The 20392-nt window shown below is 60.5% G+C and carries 17 protein-coding genes; 3 read left to right on the top strand and 14 right to left on the bottom strand.

The features are described 5' to 3' along the window. Positions 1 to 38: 38 nt before the first annotated feature. Together FAES_RS26270 and FAES_RS26265 are read right to left on the bottom strand one after the other, a co-directional pair. Positions 39 to 803 carry a M48 family metallopeptidase gene (locus FAES_RS26270; protein WP_015334234.1) on the bottom strand — a complete coding sequence of 255 codons (765 nt, stop codon included), beginning with the start codon at positions 801 to 803 and terminating at the stop codon, positions 39 to 41. 189 nt (positions 804 to 992) lie between these two features. Next, the gene (locus FAES_RS26265) at positions 993 to 2276 is read right to left on the bottom strand and encodes an APC family permease (protein WP_041259519.1); all 1284 of its coding nucleotides are present in this window, start codon (positions 2274 to 2276) and stop codon (positions 993 to 995) included. Positions 2277 to 2391: 115 nt separating this feature from the next. Here FAES_RS26265 and FAES_RS26260 point away from each other — a divergent pair, with 115 nt between their 5' ends. Further along, positions 2392 to 3300 (top strand): DUF1338 domain-containing protein, encoded by a 909-nt coding sequence (locus FAES_RS26260; protein WP_041258424.1) that lies wholly within the window; start codon positions 2392 to 2394, stop codon positions 3298 to 3300. Positions 3301 to 3305: 5 nt separating this feature from the next. On the opposite strand, the gene FAES_RS26255 is transcribed toward FAES_RS26260, so the two are convergent. The 3 genes from FAES_RS26255 to FAES_RS26245 form a co-directional block, all read right to left on the bottom strand. Continuing rightward, positions 3306 to 4097, bottom strand: a complete 792-nt coding sequence (locus tag FAES_RS26255; protein ID WP_041258423.1) for a LytR/AlgR family response regulator transcription factor — start codon at positions 4095 to 4097, stop codon at positions 3306 to 3308. A 116-nt stretch (positions 4098 to 4213) separates the two neighbouring features. Next, entirely contained in the window at positions 4214 to 5326 is a 1113-nt protein-coding gene (locus tag FAES_RS26250; RefSeq protein WP_148289457.1) for a sensor histidine kinase, read from the bottom strand. Positions 5327 to 5387: 61 nt separating this feature from the next. Next, positions 5388 to 6509, bottom strand: a complete 1122-nt coding sequence (locus FAES_RS26245; protein WP_015334229.1) for a sensor histidine kinase — start codon at positions 6507 to 6509, stop codon at positions 5388 to 5390. Positions 6510 to 6714: 205 nt separating this feature from the next. Here FAES_RS26245 and FAES_RS26240 point away from each other — a divergent pair, with 205 nt between their 5' ends. Then, positions 6715 to 7515, top strand: a complete 801-nt coding sequence (locus tag FAES_RS26240) for a DUF2490 domain-containing protein (RefSeq protein WP_041258422.1) — start codon at positions 6715 to 6717, stop codon at positions 7513 to 7515. A 13-nt stretch (positions 7516 to 7528) separates the two neighbouring features. Here the strand turns inward: FAES_RS26240 and FAES_RS26235 are convergent, their stop codons facing one another. From FAES_RS26235 to FAES_RS26225, 3 genes are all read right to left on the bottom strand, one after another. Further along, positions 7529 to 8143 carry a hypothetical protein gene (locus FAES_RS26235; RefSeq protein WP_015334227.1) on the bottom strand — a complete coding sequence of 205 codons (615 nt, stop codon included), beginning with the start codon at positions 8141 to 8143 and terminating at the stop codon, positions 7529 to 7531. A 15-nt stretch (positions 8144 to 8158) separates the two neighbouring features. Continuing rightward, positions 8159 to 8839: an outer membrane beta-barrel protein gene (locus tag FAES_RS26230; protein WP_015334226.1), complete on the bottom strand. Its 681-nt coding sequence runs from the start codon at positions 8837 to 8839 to the stop codon at positions 8159 to 8161. 201 nt (positions 8840 to 9040) lie between these two features. Continuing rightward, positions 9041 to 9802, bottom strand: a complete 762-nt coding sequence (locus FAES_RS26225) for a carboxypeptidase regulatory-like domain-containing protein (RefSeq protein WP_015334225.1) — start codon at positions 9800 to 9802, stop codon at positions 9041 to 9043. 143 nt (positions 9803 to 9945) lie between these two features. Here FAES_RS26225 and FAES_RS26220 point away from each other — a divergent pair, with 143 nt between their 5' ends. Further along, positions 9946 to 10284, top strand: coding sequence for a cupin domain-containing protein (locus FAES_RS26220; protein WP_015334224.1), 339 nt, complete (start codon positions 9946 to 9948; stop codon positions 10282 to 10284). 5 nt (positions 10285 to 10289) lie between these two features. On the opposite strand, the gene FAES_RS26215 is transcribed toward FAES_RS26220, so the two are convergent. From FAES_RS26215 to FAES_RS26190, 6 genes are all read right to left on the bottom strand, one after another. Then, a complete protein-coding gene (locus tag FAES_RS26215; RefSeq protein ID WP_015334223.1) occupies positions 10290 to 11606 on the bottom strand; it encodes a S41 family peptidase in 1317 nt (438 codons plus the stop codon). Positions 11607 to 11646: 40 nt separating this feature from the next. Then, positions 11647 to 14136 (bottom strand): TonB-dependent receptor domain-containing protein, encoded by a 2490-nt coding sequence (locus tag FAES_RS26210; RefSeq protein ID WP_015334222.1) that lies wholly within the window; start codon positions 14134 to 14136, stop codon positions 11647 to 11649. A gap of 122 nt (positions 14137 to 14258) precedes the next feature. After that, positions 14259 to 14903 carry a response regulator gene (locus FAES_RS26205; RefSeq protein WP_015334221.1) on the bottom strand — a complete coding sequence of 215 codons (645 nt, stop codon included), beginning with the start codon at positions 14901 to 14903 and terminating at the stop codon, positions 14259 to 14261. A gap of 50 nt (positions 14904 to 14953) precedes the next feature. Further along, positions 14954 to 17989, bottom strand: coding sequence for a ligand-binding sensor domain-containing protein (locus tag FAES_RS26200; RefSeq protein ID WP_015334220.1), 3036 nt, complete (start codon positions 17987 to 17989; stop codon positions 14954 to 14956). A gap of 99 nt (positions 17990 to 18088) precedes the next feature. After that, positions 18089 to 19438, bottom strand: a complete 1350-nt coding sequence (locus FAES_RS29350) for a hypothetical protein (protein ID WP_015334219.1) — start codon at positions 19436 to 19438, stop codon at positions 18089 to 18091. Positions 19439 to 19458: 20 nt separating this feature from the next. After that, complete coding sequence (locus FAES_RS26190; RefSeq protein ID WP_015334218.1) at positions 19459 to 20250, bottom strand: carboxypeptidase-like regulatory domain-containing protein; 792 nt, start codon at positions 20248 to 20250, stop codon at positions 19459 to 19461. Between the last annotated feature and the right edge of the window lie 142 nt (positions 20251 to 20392).

The raw sequence follows: 20392 nt of genomic DNA, 5'->3' as shown, positions 1-20392 counted from the left end.
ATGGCTCTACACAACGACGCGCGCCTCGTTTTGGAAATTTACCGGATGCCTTCCTGACGGGCACGGTCACGCACCCGCTGCGCCCGACGCTGACTGTCGGGGTGGCTCGATACCAGCTCGGCAACCCGGCCGCCGCCGCTACCACCGCTCAGCTTGGCCAGTTTCTCGAACGACGTAGCCAGCGTGAGTACATTATAGCCGTTTCGTTTGAGGAAACCATAGCTGTAGTCATCGGCTTCGGTTTCCTGCTGGCGGCTAAACTTGGCGCCGAACAGCCCGTCGGCCAACGTACCCAGCTGCGAGCGGGCCACGTTGCCCACCGCCCCTGAGCGCGAGGCCAGCAGGTTGCGGAAAGCCGACCGACGCAGCGCCGCTTTCATGGCATCGCGGGTGTCGTGGTTGATCACGTGCCCAATTTCGTGGCCCATCACGGCCAGCAACTCCTGATCGGTCATGATGTCCATGAGGCCCTTCATCACGCGCACGCTACCATCGGCGGTAGCAAAGGCATTGACGTCTTTGACCATATACACTTTGTAGTTGATGGGTACGCCATCGATGGTACGGTGCCGGCTGACGATGCGGTTGAGCCGTTGTGTATACGGATCGTTGGGTCCGGCAATGGGGTTTTGGGCGTCCATCTGAACGACGGCCTGCCGCGAATATTCGGCTACCTGTTCATCGGATAAGGTGAGTGAACCGAGGCCTTCTGCCGCGGCCTGACCGAGACTTCCGTTTTGAGCCAGCGTGGCCGAGGTGGTCACTGCAACGAGGCTCATGGCGATTAAGGTCTTGCGAATCATATGGTTGAGTGCGTTTTGTCAATGGACATCGTAGCGCAACCTGCGCCCGACATTTATCTATAGACCAACAAACTGCCGAATAGTTTAGCCCGGCCATTGGCAGACCCGCCCGTCGGTATGCGTGCAGCGTTTCGGTTTATTCGGCTTCACTGCCCCAAAAGCTAACCGCAGTTGTATCCGGGACTTGAGTTAATGCTTCCGATTGCCAAGCCAATACGTGGCGCCGCCAACGGCCATGATCGCCAGGCCCGTCAGGCTTTCGCGGGGTCGGTCGGTCAGGATGAAGACGAGCACAAACAGGCTGAACCCGATGTAGGCCCACTGAAGCCACGGCCGAAACGGACTGTGGAAATCAGACGGGCGGCGCGGCGTCCGGAGCAGGCTGGCCACGGCCAACGTACCCATCAGTTGCAGCGCAAAGGAGGTGCAGAGCAGCACCTGCTCCAGCGTACCTGAAAACAGCAATACGAGGGTTACGGCAGTTTGCAGCCAGATCGCCCGCACCGGAATCTGCTGCGCCGACTGTTTCGCGAAGAAGCGCCAGAGCGGGAAATCCTGCGCCATACGCTGCATCACGCGGCTCCCGACCCAGACATACGAACTCATGGTGGCGAGCAGTTGCCCCGCAATGCCCGCGCTCACCCACCGCCCCGCCGATGGCCCCAGCCGGTTTTGCAGGGCGATTACGGCCACGTCGGCCTGGTTTTGGAGCTGCCCCACCGACGCAAATTTGAGCAGTACCAATTGCAGACCCACGTACAACACTGTCACGAGCAACGTACCCAGCAACAGGGCGCGGGGCAGGTTGCGGCGGGGCGCGCTGATTTCGGCCACGATGTAAGCCGCGGCGTTCCAGCCCGTGTAGGCGTAGGTGACGTAGAGCAGCGAAACGGCAAAGGGCGCCGTAAACACCTCCTGCCGAAAGTCCGCATCCCAGCGCAAAGCATTGGTGGGCGCGGCAGATACTAACACCCCGATGGCGAGCAGCACCAGCACGAAAGCTAGCTTGATAAGCGTGGTCAGGTTCTGAAAGACGCTACTGTGCCGCAGACTCACCGTGTGCAGCAAACCGATGCCGATTACCAGCGCGACCGTCAGCGCCCGCAGGTTGACGCCACCTAAGGCTGGCCCAAAAGGGGCGAGGTAGGCCTCCATCGCCTTGCCCGCAATGGCGACGGGCGCAGCAAACCCACCAATCAGCGACGTCCAGGCGGCCAGATAACCCAGGAAGGGATGGAAGCCATTGCGGATAAACACGTAATCGCCGCCGGTCTGATCGGCGTAGTGCGTGCCCAGTTCGGCAAAGGTAAACGCGCCGATCAGCGCCAGCAGTCCGCCCAGCACCCAGAGCAGCACAATCGACCAGGTATTCTGGACGGTAGCCAGCTGGTAGCCAAGGCTCGTAAACACCCCTGTGCCAACCATGTTGGCGATCACCAGCCCGCAAGCCGTCTGCCAGGATATTTTTGTCATCGTGAACGCGAAGTGCGCAAAGGTCAACGCCAAGAGCGCGAAGGAAGTGGTTGCGAGAATAAAGAATCTTTGCGCACATTGCGCCAACCTTTGCGCACTTCGCGTTAAAAACTTCATGACAACCCTACAAACCGTTCTTTCCGGGCTGATGCGCCGCTATACCGAGCGTGTGCCCGACGTGCAGCGCATCATCGACGCCATGATCGACGCGGACATGATCGACTCGGCGGCCGACATCGAGAATGACCATATCGCCTTCCGCACGATGGGCGTGCCCAACCTCGGTATCGCTTCGTTCGAGAAGATCTTTCTGGCCCTTGGCTACGAAAAACGCGACCCCTACCAGTTTGTCGAGAAAAAACTGAATGCCTGGTGGTACGCCCCGCCTGCGCTGGATGGGCCCCATGGCGGCAATCTGCCCCGCATCTTCGTGAGCGAGCTGCGCGTCGATGACTTATCCACCACGGCGCAGGCCATTATCCACAAATACACCGACACGGTCACGGCCGACCCCGTTGACGCCCTCGACCTGACGGACGGCGCGGCGATCGATGCGTTTCTGCACCAGCCCCTCTGGCCAACGCCCACCCTCGCCGACTACCAGACGTTGCTGGCCGAAAGCGAGTATGCCGCCTGGGTAATCTACAACCGCTACTACCTCAACCACTTCACCATCAGCGTGCACAACCTGCCCGAGGGCTACAACCGCATCGACGAGTTTGTGGGCTTTTTGCAGGATCGCGGCATCCGGCTCAATTCGTCGGGTGGGGTGGTGAAGGTGAGCCCCGATGGCGGGCTGCGGCAGGCGTCTACCGTGGCGCAGCTGGTCGAGGCCGAGTTTACCAACGGCGACACGCAGCGGATTGCGGGTTCATACGTTGAGTTTGCCGAGCGGCGTGTGCTGCCCGAATTTGCCAACGTACCCAGCGACCAACTCACCCGCGCTCACCGCCGCGAGGGCTTTGAAGCGGGTAACGCCGACAAGATTTTCGAGAGCACGTTTACCACGCAAACCGGCCGTTAGCCGGGTCATTTTCCCATCCAGTGTTTGAAATCGCTCACCTTTTCCCGGCTCACGATGGCGTCTTTGTCGAACGTGGGTTTGAGGGTAAGGGCTAGTCGATTGCCGAAATACGGCTGAATTTGCTCAACGGCCCCGTGCGTCAGGATCAGCCCCCGGTTGATCCGGAAAAACTGCGCGGGGTCGAGCGAATCGGCCAGTTCGTCGAGGGTGTAATCGACCAAGAATTTCTGGTTGGTACGGGTTTTGAAGAAGCTGAACCGCTCGTCGGTGTAGAAATACAGGATGTCGTTTACTTCGATCGACAGCAACTTCTGGCCCTGCTTTACCAGAAACCGTTTGCGGTATTCTTTGGCGGCGGGGTTACCAGCGCCCTGCAATTCGCGCAACAGCTTCTCGATGTTGAGCGGCGGCGCAGCTAGTTCGCTCGTTTTCTGGTCGATGGTCGTTAGCTCGCGGAGCTTGCGCAGGCTGCGTTCGAGGTCTTCGCGCTGAATGGGTTTGAGCAGGTAGTCGATGCTGTTGACTTTGAAGGCCTGTAGCGCGTATTCGTCGTAGGAGGTCGTGAAGATCACCCGACTCCGAATGTCGATCTGCTCAAAAATCTCGAAGCTCTGCCCGTCGGCCAGTTCGATGTCCATAAAAATCAGGTCGGGTGGCGTGTGTTCGTTCAGCCAGTTCACCGAGTCTTCGATGCTCGCCGTTACGCCCATTACCTGTAGTGAGGGGTCTACGTCGGCCACCAGTTTGCGGAGCTTCCGCACTGCGAGGTCTTCGTCTTCAATAATGAGTACGTTCATGGTTATTGCGTTGATTGTCATGCGTGGTCATTTGCTTCGCGTCAGTTGCCTGCGGCGTCATTAATCGTTTTTTACCACCAATGACCATGAATGACGCCGTAGGCAACTGACCACCTCTACCCACTCCCCAGTAGCGGCAGGCTGACGGTGAAATAATCGGGGCTTTCGTCGACGATCACGGTGGCCGTGGCCGGGTTGAGGTTGGCCCGCCCCTGCGTCAGGAGTCGGTATTTGGCGGTGATGTTGCTTAGTCCTACCTGATTGCTCAGCACGCGGGTGGTTTTCCGTTGAAGGTTGTTCCGAACCAGCAGGCGGCTATCGGCGTCGGCCCGGATTTCGATGGTCAGTGGTTTTTGCGGGTGGATCACGTTGTGCTTCACCGCGTTTTCGACCAGCATCTGCAACGTTAACGGGGGCAGCAGGCAGGGCAGGGCCGAGTCGGGTACGTCGACCACCAGCGCGATACCCTGGCCGTAGCGGGTTTTGAGCAGGTGGAAATACGACTGGATAAACGCCAGCTCGGTCGTCAGGGTCGTCAGTTCGCCATCGGTCGACTCATCGGAGCGGCGGTTGGTTTGCAGCAGGTAGCGGTACACCTTGGCCATCTCATCCACGAAGGCTTCGGCCCGGTCGGGTTCATCGGCAATCAGCGACGAGAGCGAGTTGAGCGTATTGAACAGAAAATGCGGGTTGACCTGATTCTTGAGGCTTTCGTACTGGCTTTGCAGGTTGATCTTCTTCAACTGCTCTTTTTCGAGCATGTTCTCGCGCCACTTGGTAAGCGAATACACACTTTCAAACGACCCCACCGAGATCAGGTTGACCACGACGTTGAAGAGCAAAATGCGCGTGACGGTGCCGGGGATATAGACGTACCCAAACCAGTGGCCGTGGTCGTAGGCCCACATCGGGCCGAGAATAAACAGCGGCGTGATGGTCATGAACGACAGCAGCAGCCAGAACAGCCGCTGCCCGGTCTGGCGCAGGCCGGGGTAGCGGTCGGCAATGCGTTGCGTGATGTAGTCGAGCAGTAATTGGCACGTTACCCCGATGCTGGCGTTGATGAGCGTAGCCCCCACAAAGGTGGGCCAGTGCTGTAGGTAGCGCGGCCCCAGCAGCAGGTACGTTACCAACGGAATGAACCACGGAAACAGCAGAATCAACTGCCATTTCAGCTGTTTCGTGGGCCGGTAGCGGAACCGCTCGTGAGTAATCAGTAGGGAAAACATGCTCATCGTTAGGATTTCGGCGGCAACTTATGGGGCTACGGAGACAACCCGATACGGAACCTTACTCAACTGGCAAATCGGTGGCTTGAACTGTGGACAGGGGTGGCGGAGCCGTATCGGCGGGCAGCAGGGGCAAGGCGACGGTGACCTGCCGGTCGGTTTCGTCGACCAGGATCTGCTCACTGCCCAGCCAGTCGTAGCGGGCCGCGATGGCGTCGAGGCCCGGTAGCTGCCGGTCGATCAGGATGGTGCGGGGTTGCCGGTTGTGCCGAACCCAGAGCCGCCCTCCGCCCGAGGTTTCGATCTGGATCGTCAGCGGGCGAGCCGCCGTGAGGGCGTTGTGCTGGCAGATGTGATCGAGCAGCAGCTGCAACGACAGCGACGGGAGCAGCAGCCCGTTGGCGGCGGGGTGAATGGCGAGGCGGAGTTGCAGGGCGGCACCGTAGCGGGCATCGAGCAGCCGGGCGTACGACTGGATGAACCGTACTTCGGCCCCCAGCTCGACCAGCGGTTTCTGGTTGGCCTGCAGCATGTAGCGGTACACTTTCGAGAGCTCGTCGACCAGCGCTTCGGCCTGTTTGGGGTCGTCGGCGATCAGCGACGAAACCGAATTGAGGCTGTTGAACAGAAAGTGAGGATTGATGCGCGACCGGAGGCTGTCGAGCTGAATGCGCAGGTTATCCTGCTCCAGACTTTGCCGGTCGGATTGGTGGGTGCGCCATTGGGTAAAGGCATAGGCGCTTTCGACCAGCCCGGCGGCCACCACGCCCGAAATGAAGACGAAGGCTTGCGTCCATTTGTGGGTGTCGGCATTGGCGCGATAGCCCAGAAAGTGCGTGGCCTCAAATACCCGCAGGCTTACCTCGGCCAGCAGGCAGTTGAGCACCGAAAAGGCGATGACCATGCTGACCAGCCGCCAGACGGTTTGATCGAACCCCGGAAAGCGATGAATGATGCGCAGGAGTGCCGCGGTATCGACCTCGTTGGCCAGCGTAGAGAGCAACAGCACCACCGCCACGCCACTCAGAAAAGGCTGCCAGCCTGCGAGTAAGGCATCGCCGAAGATCAGGTAGCTTACCACCGGAATAAACCACGGCCAGAGCAGCAGGTAGATATACCGCCGGAGCGGATCGTGCCGGATCGTGTGATAGAGGCGTGACAGGTACGTTGGCAGTGGGGGCATGCGCGTTGGGGCAATCGATGCCTTCACCAAAAATACCCCAACGAGGGCTAATCTGGCGTGCCAGTCGTGTATCAGTTGGCACACGAGCTGCCTGAATTGCGAAAAAACGGGTATGAATTGTGGCGAAATACCCCGCCGGTCCGCCACGCGTTGAACAGTCGGTGCGCTACGGGGTTAAGCATCGGGTATGGCTCAACGCTTTTGCATGACATTGACTTCGACTGGTTTTCGCTGGTTGGTACTGCTGACCCTGCTGGGTACGTTGCCGATCGACGGCTTTGGGCAGCGGCAGCGCCTGCTCGACCATAACGCCATCGGCTGGTATGTATACAACGGCGATCACAAGCTGACCCAACGCTGGACGCTGCACACCGAATACCAATGGCGCCGCATCGACCTCATTCGTAGCTGGCAGCAGTCGCTGGCCCGGCTGGGCGTCAATTATAAATCCTCGGACCGGGTGAAGCTCGGGGCTGGCTATACCTACTTCACCACCTTTCCCTACGGCGGGTACCCGCAGGCCGATTTGGGCGTGCCCTATTCCGAGCATCGGCTGCATCAGGATGTGTCGCTGTCGGAAACCTACGGTCGGCTGAGCCTCACGCACCGTATCCGGCTGGAGCAACGCTGGCTGGCTCAATTGGCCGACGACAACCCCCGGCGCACGGCGAGCTGGGAGTTTCAGAACCGGGTACGTTACCAGATCGCGGGCGAACTGGCGCTGAACGGCCCCACCGTCGATGATGGCGAACTATACATCAATTTTTTCGACGAACTGTTCATTGGGTTCGGGAAAAACGTGGGCGAGAACATCTACAACCAGAACCGGATTTCGGCTGGGCTGGGCTATCAGGTCAACGATGGGCTGCAAATTGAACTCAACGCGCTCAACCAGGTGGTGCAACACGCCGATCTGGACCCTGTGTCGGGCCGCCCCGTTTTCGAGGTCAACAACGGCTTTCGGCTTACCATAAACCACGCGCTCGATTTCCGGAAAAAACGCTGAGACCAGCTGTCCATTAATCCACTGCCGGGCGGGTGACGTCGTCGCGCAGGGCAATGCCACTGATGGTGTGGGTACGTTGCTGGCGAGCTGATTCAAGCAGCACCACCACGGCCAGCAACGTCCAGGCAACGGCCGAATACAGCAGCGGCAGGTAACGAAGGGCCGACACGTTTTTGACAAGCAGCGTGATCGGTAGCCATAGCCCAACCGTCAGCGGTAGCCACCGCTGCCAGCCATCTAGTTGCCGCGCCCGGATAACGGCGATGCCGATGGGGAGCATCAGCAGGTTGCTGAGCGGCCAGCCCGAATCGACAATATAGAACAGGGTCGGCTTGTAGGTAGGCGCTACCATCTCCCACACGTTCAGGATGTTAGCCAGTGTGAGCGTGACGAGCAGGAGGCGAACGAGCGTATGACCGACGCGACGCACCTTCCGGCTGGTGGCGTCGAAAACGCCTAGTTCGCGCAGGGCGATGGTGCTTGCCATCCAGCCCGAGATATAGAGGATGCCCCAGAGGCCCATCCAGGGGGCGTGTAGCGCCTGGCCGAAGAGGGCGTCGAGACTTAGGCCAATGGCCATACAGGGCGCGCCGAGGAGGGCAAAACCGCCCAGCAGTTTCGTGTTCATGGTGCTGATGATTGGTTAAAAGCCGACGCCGACGGTTAGTTGCCACAGGTTCGAGCGGGTCGACTGTGTACCGGCGTCGCTGGTGGCGGGCTTGCCGGTTAGGCCACCTTCGTGCCGCAGGTCGAGTTGCATACCGGCCAGGCTAAGCCCAATGCCCGCCTGATACCCGACTGCCGCCTGCCGGGCGGTTTCGCCGATGGGCTGCGAGCCGTAGTGCGCGATGGCCTCTTTCAGGTTCCCGTTCAGCACCGTCAGTGATGCCATCGGACCCGCATTGAGCCGCAACGGCCCCACCCGCACGCCCAGCAACAGGGGCAGGTCGATCGTGCCGACCTTGACGTTGACCGACTGGGTGGCCAGCCCCTGCCGGAGGATATCGAACCGCCCGCCTTTCACGGAAAACAGCAGCTCGGGCTGGACATAGAACCGGTTGCCGAAACGGGCAAACAGCCCACCCACCAGCCCCGTTGAGCGGGCGTCGTTCTGTTGGAAAAAATCATAGACGACGCTACCCCCCGACAGCACCGGCAGGCCGTTTGGATCGAGGCGGGGTGTTTGGTACGACAGGTTGTCGAGTTTCGAGAAATTGGCGCCGATCCTGAGCCCGACGGTAACTTTTTTGGTGCCCGGCTGCGCCAGTGCCGCCGTGGCGACCAGCCACGACAGGAGAAGTAGGGTGAGGAAACGAGTGATCATACGCAAAGGAGGAAGGTTGCCCGGGGGCAGGTTATTGGTTCTTGACTGGGTCAAAAGTCGGCTGGGTACGTTGCTACCGAAACGACGCCATGCATGAGTTGGCAGTTGGAGCTCGCAGACTGTCAGGTCGCCTGCATGAACTGCTTGCCCACAAAAAAGCCCGCCACCAAAGGGGAGCGGGCGCTACGATGAACCTGCCGCCTACAGCGTATTGACCAGCAGCACGATTTCCCAGAACGTGTCACCGACGAAATTTGCCTCCGTGAACAGAGCCGTGACCGACGGGCTGTAGTCGTTGAACGAATCCTTGATGGTAACGCCCAGCTGTTGGCCGGTCACTTTGTCGCGGGCCGTGATTTTGTACTGTCCAACCGGAATGTCGCGCAGGTAGTAGTCGTGGGCGGGCATGGTTCGGATGATCGTCTGGCCGGTGCTGCCGTCAACGAGCGGGCCAACGGGCTCGAGGGTGAGTTCGAGGTTTTCCCAGACCACGTTATCGACCTGATGATGCACCTGCACTGAGCCGCCCAGCGGTGTGGCCGTCTCATCGTCGTCGGCGGTGCGTTTGCCCGTCAGGCGGAAGACGAAGTTGCGCACGGCGCCATCGTAGGCCGAGAATACCCGCGTGTTTTCTTCGTAGAGGGCCATTTTGACGTTTTTGCCGTGGTACTTGATCGTCACCGTTCCACTGGCCGAGTACGACCCTTCGGCCACGCCCGTTGGTAGTTGCAGGCGGTATGTGCCATTGGCATCGGTGTACGCGGTTGTGGTTTTGTTGTAATAGTCGGTGCTGCTGGCGATGATCTCGGCGTTGGCAACGGGTTTTCCCTGATTATCGACGACGCGGCCTTTAACCACGCCTTTCTCAGCCGTGCTTGTTTCGGGCGATACCACATCGGGGTTGGTGCAGGCCGAGGCACTAATCAGGACCACGGCCAGTAAACTGTTGAGGAGAGCTTTCATGGTAAAAAAGAGGAAGTACTATTGATGCCAGCAAAGTTGGTTGGCCGTTAGGCCTGCGGGAAGAGGGATAGGCATGAACTGCGATTTGCCGGTTACCAATCGCGGAAAAAGGAGGCTAACTTGTGCCCCGAACAACCAGCTATATGCAACGAGAGCAACGCTTTGTCGAATCGGGCGCCCTGACCTGGGAAGACCTCGGTGGCGGTCTGAAACGCCAGATTTTGACCTTCGACGATAACCTGATGATGGTGAAAGTCGCCTTCGAGGCGGGGGGCGTGGGCGCGCTGCACACCCACCCGCACACGCAGATGAGCTACGTAGAAAGCGGGCGGTTTACCATCCACATCGACGGTGTCGACCGGGAACTGGCGGCGGGTGATGCCTACTACATCCCGCCGCATGAACCCCACGGTGCCGTCTGCCTCGAAGCCGGCGTGCTGATCGACGTATTCACGCCCATGCGCGCCGATTTCGTGTCGTAATCCCTCTAACGTTCGGCGATGTCGAACACCGAATTGGTATACTGGCCATCGCCCTCCGTGCGGGGGTTGGCCGGGTCGGTGAGCCATTGGCCATCGACGATGAATTTATAACTGATTTTGCCGGGCAGTACCTCTACGTCGGCTACCCAGGCATCGCCGCGCCGCACGAGCCGGTTGGCCTGCGCCGACCAGTCGTTAAAGGAACCCGCTACCCGCACGTCGTGGGCGTTGGCGTGGCCTTTCAGCACAAACGAATGGGTCACGTAGCGGGGCTGGGTACGTTCCAACTCGCCCATAATGCCTAGCAAGGCGGCGCGCCAGTCGGGGTCGATGCCGGGTTTGTTGGCGAGGGTCCGAACCGCCATCAACTGCGCGGCGTACAGCGCCCGGTTGGCCGGAACGACCGTGTCGGGCGCTACGCCTACGCCCTCCCAATTGGTCTGCGTGATGGGGTTGATGGCCCGCCCGACCGGCACAAACGCGGCAAACCGGTCGTTGATGCGCAGGGTACCGCCGGGATTAGCCCCGCCGCCGGTGGTGTCGCCGACGAGGGTGGCCCGTTTCAATTGGGCAAGGTCATAGGCCAGTTCTTCGGCACCCGAAAACGTTTGGCGGCTGGTGAGGATGTAAATCGGTTTGTCGAGGTAGCGCCGCCCCGGCACCTGCGCGTAGGTCCACGACTGAACCAGGCGGTTGCCATCGCGCCAGTAGAAGCTGTTGAGGTGCGTGGGCTCGGCGAAGAAATAGCTGCACAACAGCGGAATGGCGTGTTCGGATATGGCCCCGCCGCACTGCCGCAGGTCGATGATCAGCGCGTCGGTCTGGGCGAGGTAATTCAGCGCGGCTACATACGAGTCACCCGCAATTTCGGGCGGGGCCAGGTACTTGAAATTGAGGTAGCCCAGATTGCCTTTCAGCACCGATAGGCCCAGAATGCCGAAGTTTTCGCGCAACAACCCTTTTTGCATAGCCGCTTTCTGCGCCGTGAGTTCGGCCTCCGTCGGAGTTTTCTGCCAAAGCTGCTCACTGGGTACACCTTCCGGGAAGTAATTGACCGTCAAGTGCTTGTCGTGGCAGATCGTGCGCAGATCGCTGGTGAGCTGCCGGGCCAGCGTCTGCCCGTCCGTAATGGTATCGTAGGTACGTTGCCGACTCCGTACGTAGGTATCCATGCGTTTGGCCACTTCCGGAAATACGTAGCGATCGTTCAGCAGAGCTAGGGTGGCGTTGGTGGTTTGGGTACGTTCGGCGGTGGTCAATGGCTGCGCCGAAACGGCCCCGCCAATAAGCAGCAGGGAGAGGAGAAGGACGAGTCTGTTCATGATTCGTTGTAGTTTAGTGATGATCGGAAGAGGGCCCGCGTCAGCCCCCGATGCGGCCTTGTTCGTCTTCGACACCCGACCGGCGTTGTCGGGCCGTTTTCAGCGTTTGGTTACCGAAATTCCAGGTGAACGTCAGCCGGGCCACGCGGCTTTCGCCCCGGTTGGTGAAGGTCAGGTTGGTAGCGCCGTAGTTGATGCGCCCGACGGGTCGCATGGTGTAGAGCAGATCGCTGACGTTGACCCGCAGGCTGGCCGTCTTCCGCCACAGGCTCTTTTGCAGACCCGCGCTGAGTTGGCCCAGCCCACCAAAATGCAGTTGTCCATACACCAGCGGCGAGTTATAGAAACCCGACAGTTCGGCGGTAAGGCCGTGCGGCAACACAAAACTCTGGTTCAGCGTCACGTTGGCCGACAGTTGGCGGTAGTCGAGCCGTTGGCCGCCAAATGCGGCGTTGTAGGCATTCCAGAACACATCGGCACTGGGCCGGATCGTCCACCAGCGGGTCGGTTTGATGGGCATTCCCACGCTTAGATTCACGTTGTCGAGCGCGGCCAGGTTGACCGTCGTGACGCGCAGCACCTGCCCCATCTGGTCGTTGACACCCGTGATGACGTCGGTGGTGTGGTTATAGCTCAGGCTAACGCTGGTTTCGTTTTTGTAGGTGTAGCCGAGCTGAAGCGCGTTGGTGTACTGCGGGTGCAGAAACGGGTTGCCCTCGCGGTAGGTATACGGGTCCATTACGTAGATGAACGGGTTGAGGTCCTGGTAGTTGGGCCGGTCGATGCGGCGGCTATACGATGCCCGCCATTGATGGTCGGGGCTGGCGCTGTAGGTGACAAAGACGCTCGGAAACAGATCAAGGTATTGGCGATCGACCACGCGGCTGGTCGTGACGGAGTTGCCGACCGACCGGGTGTGCTCGGCCCGCAGGCCGGCCTGTAGCTGCCACTTGCCCGCTTCCCGGCTCCCATTGACGTAGCCCGCCGCGATGGTTTCGTCGTACAGAAACTGGTTGGTGCGCTGTGGGTCGGGTACGTAGGTGCCGTTAGTGAGGGTCTCGAAACGCAGGTCGTTGTCGGAGGTTACGTACGAGAGTTTACCACCCGCTTCGAGCCGGACGCCTTTCCCCAGCGGATGCACGTAATCGGCTTTGGCCGCCCGGATGGTTACTGTCGAGGGGGGGAGGTTGCGCTGCGTCAGGGCAGGTTTGATTTCCTCGTTGGCGGCGTTGGCGTAGCGGGTAACCATGTCGTCCTGCGGCCGGATCGTCACCCGTGACGCGTCGATATCAACCGTCAGTTCGCGCCCCAGTGTGTCGAAACTGTGTTTGAGATAGGCGTTGGCCGATAGCCGCTGCATGGCGCGGGTCGACGTGTTGACCATCGTTACCGTCTGTTGCAGCTCGTTGCGGGCGTTGTAGATCAGGTTGCTGTTGTCGATGCGGGCGTCGTTGTCGCTCAGCAGGCCGTTGACCAGCAAACCGGCCGTCGTGCGTTTGCCGATGCTGTAATCGGCGCCCAGCTTGATGGTATGGTTACGGGCCGTGTTGGGCCGATAACCGAGGTTGCGCACCGTCGTGAGCGAGTCGCCCGCGCCAAAGATGCGCCGGGCGTCCACCGAGCCGTAGCTCTCGCGGTGGTCGTAATTGTAATTGCTGAACAGGCTCAAGGGACCGGCGCGGTGGTTGAGGGTCAGGCCCGCCGAGGCTTTGGGGAAACGACCATACCCGCCCCCCACGGTGGCGCTGCCGTTGGTGCCGCCTGCCCGGCTGCCACGTTTCAGGCGGATGTTGATGATCCCCGCGTTGCCCGCCGCGTCGTATTTGGCCGATGGGTTCGAAATCAGTTCGATGGTTTCGACCGTGTTGGACGGCGTGTTGCGCAGCAGGTTCACGACTTCCTGCGCCGACAGGTACGTTGGTTTGCCGTCGATCATCACGAGCGTGCCGTCGCGGCCTTTGAGCGTGATGCGGTCGTTCTGGCTGTCGACCAGCACGCCGGGTGCCCGTTCGAGCACGTCGAGGGCTGTGCCGCCCGCCGCTACGATGCTGTTTTCCACGTTGAGCACCGTCTTGTCGGGTAGTTGTTCGATGAAGGGCTTTTTCGCGGACACGCTTACTTCACCGAGCGTCTTCACGGCCTCCCTTAGGATCAGGGTGGGCTGCTCGGCGCTGAGCTGATCGGGCGCGAGCGTGAATCGTGGGCCGTATACGTTGGTCGAACCAACCTGCGACGCGGCGATCCGAAAGGTCCCGCTTTTAGTGGTCTGAATCACGTAGCGGCCGTCGGCGTCGGCAACGGCGCCCTTCACCAGGGTGGAGTCGGCGGCGTTGGTAAGCAGCACGGTCGCGAAGGAAGCGGGGCTTCCGTCGGCCGTGCGGACCTGCCCAGAGATGGTGACCCACGCCAGCTGTTGCGCCTGAAGGGCAAACGAAAGCAGGATCATCAGGAAGAACGTACCCAGGCTGATCAGCAGGCAGAAATCGGAGCCGGAAGCCATGCGATAGAGGGGTTTAGTAGCGGTTTGCATCGTCGTAAGTGTTGTGTACTGACGGAGCAAAGTTGGCCGCTTCTCAAACGGGCATCAATCGCATGAATGGGTGAAAATGAGGCTGTGCGGGTGCCTCATTGCCTAACATTAGCGGGGTACTATTAAACCAGCCCTTCCCGCATCGCTTTCAGAATTGCCTCGGTTTTGGAGTTGACCTGTAGCTTGTCGTAGACGCTGCGGATGTGGGAACGTACGGTGTCGATGCTGATGTGCAGATCGTCGGCGATGAGTTTGTAGCTGTAGCCCGCCACCAGCCCCCGCACAATTTCCAGCTCGCGGGCCGAGAGGTGATAATCGGCCTGATTGGCAACCGGGGCCACGGCGGCGGGCGGATGCTGAAAATGTTGCAGCACTTTGCGGGCAATGCTGGCCGTCATGGGCGAGCCGCCCCGGTGCAGATCGAACAGCGCCGCGATGATGTCGGACGGGGGCGTGTGTTTGAGCAGGTAACCACTGGCCCCGTTGCGGATGGCCCGGAAAATCTTGTCGTCATCGTCGAAAACCGTCAGCATCAGCACCTGAGCGTTGGGGGCCGTGGCTTTCACCAGCGGCACCGCGTCGATGCCACTCAGGCCGGGCATGTCGATATCCATCAGCACCACGTCGGGCTGGAGCGCGCGCATCTCGTCGGGCAGGTTGTGGCAATTGGGAAACGCACCGAGTAGCGTCAGGCCCGACGTCGCCTGAATGAGGAACGACATGCCTTCGCGTAATTCGCGGTTATCTTCGTAATAAACGACAGTCATGATTCAGCAAAGAAGATCAATAAACGGTAACCTTTAACATCAAACATCCCCTACACCGTTAGCTCCAAGTCGATGCGTGTACCCTGGCCCGACGCGGTGGTCAGGTGCAAGGTGCCGCCGATGTCGCGGGCGCGCTGATGCAGGTTGGCGAGGCCGTTACCCGCATGGGCCGTAGCGGCGTCGAACCCAACGCCGTCGTCCTGAATCGTCATCCGTAGCTGTCGGCCCGTGAGGCTCAGGGTGATGTCGATGCGCGAACAATTGGCGTATTTGATGGCGTTGTTGATGCTTTCCTTGCCGATAAGGTACAGGTTGCGGCGTTGTTCCATGTCGAGGGTAAGGCTGTCGAAGGCGTCGGCTACCTGCATCGTAAACCGGATGTCTTTGGCCTCGGCCATCCGCAGCCCAAACTCCCGCAGGCGCGTGATCACGTCCTGAAGGCGGTTGTTTTTGGGCTGAACCGTCCAGATAATGTCCTGCATCGACTCCGAAAGCGTGGTGGCGTTGGTGCTGATGCGCTGCAACAGCGGCACCGCCTCGGGCCTGACGGGGGCAATCTGCGCCTGCACCACGTCGCTGAAGACGCGAATGCTGCTGAGCGTGCTACCGATGTCGTCGTGCAGGTCTTTGGCGATGCGTTCGCGGACAGCGTCGAGTCGGCGGCGCTGGGCTTCCCGGTTCTGGTAGATGGCGTAGAGAATGCCCAGCACCAGCGCCCCACACAGCAGCCGGAACCAGCCTGTTTGCCAATAGGCCGGTGCCACGCGCAGGGTTAGTGCCGCGCCCGTCGGGTTCCAGACGCCGTCGTTGTTGGCGGCTTTTACCCGGAACGTATACGTACCAGGCGCGAGGTTGGTGTAAGTAGCCTGCCGGTCGGTGGTGGGTACCCAGTTCTGGTCAAAGCCGTCGAGGCGGTAGGCGTACTGGTTCTGATCGGCCCGGCTGAAGTTCAGCGCCACAAAATCGAGCGTCAGGGTGGTTTCACCGGGCTGAAGCACTACGGGCGTGGCCAACGATCTGGGTACGTTGTTGATCCGCAGGTCAGTGATCACGACTGGCGGGGGCGTGGGGTTGGGGTGCAGGTCGGCGGTTTGCACGTAGTTGAAGCCACCGGAGTAACCGATGAACAGTTCACCCCGGCGGTTGAGGCTGAGTTCGCCCGGCTGAAACACCATTTTTTCGATTAGCCCGCTGCCTTTGTCGTAGTAGCGAAAGCGGCCGGTGCGGGGGTCGAGTTCATGCAGGCGGTCGTCGGTCGCCAGCCAGATGTGTCCCTGTGCATCGTCCTGAATGCCGAAGGTATGCTCGGCCTGTAGGCCATTGGCGAGGGTGTAGGTACGTTGTACACGCCCACTGGTGTCGGCTCGCGCCACAAACCCAATGCCCGATACCCACAGGCCGTCGTGGCGGTCGATGGAAAACGTGCTCTGAAGCAGATCGGTGGGTTGAATGGGGGCACCGTGCAGCAGAACGTGGCGCGTTTGGCCCGTTGGCGGGTCGAGCTGATAGAGGCCTGCGCCCGTCAGCACCCAAATGCGGCCCCGGCTGTCTTCCTGAATGCGGCGCACGAAGCCCAGGCGGGGCGGCGTTGGCAACGGCCAGGGGTTGATCCGATCGGTTTCGGGGTCGTACCAGAAGAGCCCGTCGTGTTCGGAACCCAGCCAGACGCGGCCCTGCCGGTCGGCAAAAACGGCGCTAAACCCTTGCCCGGCGCGCTGCGACGCGGGGATAAACGCATTGATAAAATCGGCTCGGCCCGAGGCTGGGTCATACCGCCCGACGCCGCCCCGCATACCTACCCACACACGCCCCCGGCCATCCTGCGCCACCGACAGGGCATCGCGCCGCTCGGGCTGGGTACCGAACGACACCGGCGTCAGCGCGCCCGACTGCCGATTCCAACGAACCAGCCCCATCCCCCGTACGGCGAGCCAGGCCGTGTTGTCGTCGCGGGTATCGGGCCGGACGGAGGCCACAAACGCGGGGCGGGCGTTGGAGCTGGCCGGGGTTAGTAGCTTGCGCCGAAACCGGATGGCGTACCGATCGACTTTTTCCAGGCCCATGTCCGTGCCGATCCAGACAATGCCCGATTGAGGATCACGCAGAAACGTTAGGGCCGCCCCGCCGTTGTGGCTGAGCCGGTCGTCGGTATGGCGCTCAAACGAGCTTGGGTGTTGCGTGCCGGGTACGTGGGCCATCAGGCCACTTGGCCCGCCCCCCAGCCACCAGAAGGCCTGCCCGTTGGGGAGCCGATCGGCCTGCAGGGCCAACACAAACGACGTGGGCAGATCGGCCGCGGGTATAAACGCGTTTCGGCTCGCCTCGAACTGCCAGACGCCCTGACTGCCCGATAGCAACAGCCGCCCCTGTGCGTCTTCGTAGAAACTGCGAAACTGAACGGTCGAGTCGGCCTGTTGCTGGCGGTTTATGGCCAAACAATGCCTGAACTGCCCACGGCCGGGGTCAAACTGGTAGAGCCGACCGGCGTGGTTGAGCCAACAGCGCCCGCGCCGGTCGATGTAGGCTTCGGCGTAGGCATTGTCGATAACGGTCGGCAGGGGATAGGCGGTCAGGCGATCGGTTTTCGGGTCGAGGCGGTAGAGGCTGTACTTCGACGAAAACCAGCCGAATCCCTGCCTGTCGAAGCGCAGGGGCGAGGTATAATCGTTGTCGGCCTGCCCGTCGCGCTGGGGCGGAATGGGAATGGCCCGGAACTGCTCGCTGACCGGATCGAACCGGCAAAGCCCCCGGTTGGTAGCTATCCAGAGAATGCCGTCAGGGGCTTCGGTGAGCCCTTCGTTGACCACATAATTGCCCAGCAGGCTGTTGGGTACGTTGCGGCGGCGGTAGGTTTTAAACCGTTGCCCGTCGAAGCGGCTCAGCCCGTTGCTGGTGCCTACCCACAGAAAACCACGCCGATCTTTCAGCAGGGCCGTCACATAATCACTGGCCAGTCCTTCGTCGGTGGTGAAGCGTTCAAACGACGGATCGGGCTGTTGGGCCAACGTCGGCAACGTGGTCAACAGCCCGACGAGGGTGGCCAGTAACCAGCCACTTTCTGGATGCCGTCGGTTCGAAACACTCATCACTCAAAGGTACAACGGTAACCCGCGGCCGGGCAAACTGGTGGGGGTCGCATAAAGATGTGAGTAGACGCGGTTGGGTGCGTGCCGGTCTGTGGGGTGTCAGCGCTTCACCAGGAGCGAAAAGTCGGCATGCACCTGCGTGGTGATGTGCTTGATGACGCCGCAGGTATTGTCTTCCTCGTGGCGGGTTACCAGCGTTCCGGCCACGCGCCCTTCCACACGCAGATAGCCGGTGGTAGCAGATGGACCCAGTTTCGTGAGAAAGACGCTGCACTCCGCAGCCTTGTCTTTGCTACAGGCCGAGTAGACCGATTCGCCGGTTTCTTCCAGCTTTTTAGCTGCCTCGTTGGTGGTACTCACCGATGTTTTGTCGAGATCACACTTGAACGAGCCCACACGGGGATCGTTGACAAAGACGACCATCGTGCCATTTTTGCCGGTCGAATCCACGCCATGGATGGCCAGACTCAAGATATTGTTAGCCAGCGCGCCCTGCGCCAGTATGTTGGTGCCAAAATCCCGGCCATCCAACGTCAGCGATATGTCTCCTTTGACATACATGTCGCTGAACAAAACGAGCAATCCGTTGGCCCCGCCCGTGCTCACCGCAATCCCTATTTTGACCGGGTTGTTGGTTTTGGGCTTCTTGCCGGGCGCCAGATACAGGATTTTGGCGTCATGGTAGTCGATGGTCAGGCTACCCCACGACTGATCGGCGGGCTCGCCGTGGCCCCAGTCCTGCCCGTTCAGGTAAGCGCCCCGGACATCCTGATTGGCGACGGCCGAGCGAACGAGTGGGGTCAGCAGGTCGTCTTTGCTGCTGGTTGTCGAATAGGTAGGCCATTCGCCATTGATCGCCCGCATCAGTTGCAGGTTGCGCACCTCGTTAACCATTGCGGTGTCGATATCGGGCGTTAGCTGGTATTGCGTGACGAGGCTCCACCAGCGGGCTTTTTTCAGGCGGGTGCGGATGCGACGCTGCGTTTTGTCGACGATGGCCGGCTGCGCCAGTTGCCAGCCGTTGTCTTTGTTCTGGAACGCCAACCCGATCGCCTCGGCCGAGTGCCCCGTCAGTTCATTGTCCTGATAGCGATAGTCGACGGTCAGGGGCTGGGCGAACGAGAGGGTGTCGGGGCTGATGTGATAGCCAAGGCCAACGCCGTTGGGCGCGGTATTTTCCACGGGCTGTATGGTCAGTTGCGTGGCTTTGCTGACGGCCCCGGCCGGAACGGTCAGCGAGAGCTTCCCATCGGGGCTGGCCACCACCCCCCCAGCCGGACTGATGGTGACGGTAAAAGCGGTACCAATGGGCTTGCCAACGGGGGTAGGCGTGCCGGTGGCGGGATTTTCGGGGTTGGGAACAATGCCCTTGTCGTGGGGCTGGCAGGCGAGCAAACCGGCCAGCAGCAGGGTGGTCAGGATTGACCCTGCCTGATAGATTCGTTTCATGACTAAAGCGGTGTGGTTGGTTAGCGGTTGGTGTAGCTGATACCCATCATGTTGGCCCGGGTTGCCGATTCGGTGCCGGTGAAGTCGACGGTTACCGACGAGGCGTAGGTGTAGTCGCTGTCGTTGTAATAATCGCACACCCGCAAGGCCTGCCCGGTGGGTTTATAAACGGCGGTGATCCGGTAGCGGCCCATCGGGATATCTTTCAGAAAGGTATCGTAGCGGCGTTTGGCGCGCAGGGTGAGCGGTTTTCCCGTCGACCCGTCGATCAGCGGGCCTACCGGCGTCAGCGTAAACTCGACGTTTTCGTTGTCACGCAGCTCATTGGCGTTCAGGTCGCGCGACATCTCCAGCGTACCACCGTAATACAGATCAAGACTCAGGTCGGGGATGTGGCCGGTCAGTTTCCAGCGGAAGTTGCGGACCGGCTTTTCAGCGTCGGTGAACGAATCGGCGTTGTCAGGGTCAAGGCTGATTTTGTAAACCCGGTCGTTGTATTGTTTCAGGATGTACCCTTTGGCCACCCATTGGCCGAGGTTTTTGACCAGTTGAAGCTGGTAGGTGCCGTCGCTGCTTGTCTTCACCTCAGAACCCCGCCCTTTAAAGACGGTGTTGTCGGTGTAGATCGTTGCCCGGGGCAGGGCCTTGCCGTGTGGATCGGTTACGGTGCCCACCAGATAACCAGCCTTACCGCCCGGACCGTCGATCGGATCGGTAGGGTCGATGTTGGTTTTCGTGCAGGCCGTGAGGCTGAGGCCGCCGAGCAGCAGGACCGTGCTCATGAGCAGGCAGACGGGTTGGGAGCGATTCATCAGTAGTCTGTTTGTTTTGTGGTTGCCAGCGTGCACTGACGACACAAAACTGACGGATCGGCGGGGGGGTATTCAACCCGGATCGGTACCAACTGACGCAGGTACGTTGCCAACTGCGGCGGGCCATGCCTGAACTGTAGCC

The organism is Fibrella aestuarina BUZ 2 (assembly GCF_000331105.1).
In the GTDB taxonomy this organism is placed as follows: domain Bacteria; phylum Bacteroidota; class Bacteroidia; order Cytophagales; family Spirosomataceae; genus Fibrella; species Fibrella aestuarina.
The sequence above is the reverse complement of the archived record's forward strand: the minus strand, read 5'-3'. Positions and strand labels throughout refer to the sequence as shown.